Below are 949 nucleotides of genomic sequence, written 5' to 3'. Positions count from 1 at the left end.
GATATAAATATATTTGCTTTTTTTCCATTTGGATTTTGTTAATACTTTATAAAAAGGGTTTAAAAAACTAGAAACTTATAGTATCATTAGGTTCCAGACCGAACCGTCCGGTTTATAATCTTATATAAATATATTTAGAAGGAGAACGTTATGCAGAGAGAAAAATCAAAAATTATAGGTAATTTAATTATGGGGGCAATACAGTGAACTTTATAAAAATGAATAAAAAAGAAATCATTATGCTCATAATCTTTACAATGTTTGTACCATTTCAAATTGGCTTGTACATATTATTTGGCATATCACTTTTAGCTAATGTCAATTTAGTTGAATCAGAATTTGTTCTTAGTGCCATCGGTTTTACTGTACCTGCTATTGTAGGAATCATTTTCTTTAGGAAAGAAATTATTGAAAGTTTTACTTATTTTAAAGAGAAGACAATTTTGAAAATAGTAAGTATTCCTATGGTAGTTTTATTTACGGTAATTGTGGAACAGTGTGTTATGCGTTTTCTAGCAACTGGTCAACCAGAGAACCAAGAGCAGCTCCTTGAAACGGGTGCGGAGGTACCTCTTGCATTTACATTGCTTGTATTTGGTATTCTGGGTCCAATACTTGAAGAAATTGTGTTTCGTCACATATTAATAAATCGTTTTTCTTACCATATTGGTACTGCTATTGCATCTATCATTTCGATTATGATTTTTACACTTCTTCATACGAACCAACTTTCGGATATTGCTATTTATTTACCTGGATCGTTGATACTTACTGCGGCTTATCTTATTTCTAAAAGATCCATTGCATATGTTATAGCGATACACATGTTAAACAATTGCCTTGGTTTCATTCTGTAAGAAACTAGACTTGTTTCTGGTGCCAAAAATACTTTTTCTATGGCATAAGAAAGCTAATCAAAAATTATAAGATATTAGGAGAGTGTCAGTCA

General features: G+C 30.9%; 1 protein-coding gene. It reads left to right on the top strand.

The genetic code is table 11. The annotated features are described in order from the left end of the window. The first annotated feature begins 203 nt into the window (after positions 1-203). Positions 204-857 carry a CPBP family intramembrane glutamic endopeptidase gene (locus tag DN403_RS30445; protein ID WP_149186103.1) on the top strand — a complete coding sequence of 218 codons (654 nt, stop codon included), beginning with the start codon at positions 204-206 and terminating at the stop codon, positions 855-857. Positions 858-949 lie beyond the last annotated feature (92 nt).

This window comes from Bacillus sp. AY2-1 (assembly GCF_008368965.1).
In the GTDB taxonomy this organism is placed as follows: domain Bacteria; phylum Bacillota; class Bacilli; order Bacillales; family Bacillaceae_G; genus Bacillus_A; species Bacillus_A thuringiensis_S.
Note: the sequence above shows the minus strand (reverse complement) of the source record. Positions and strands in the feature narration are given on the sequence as shown.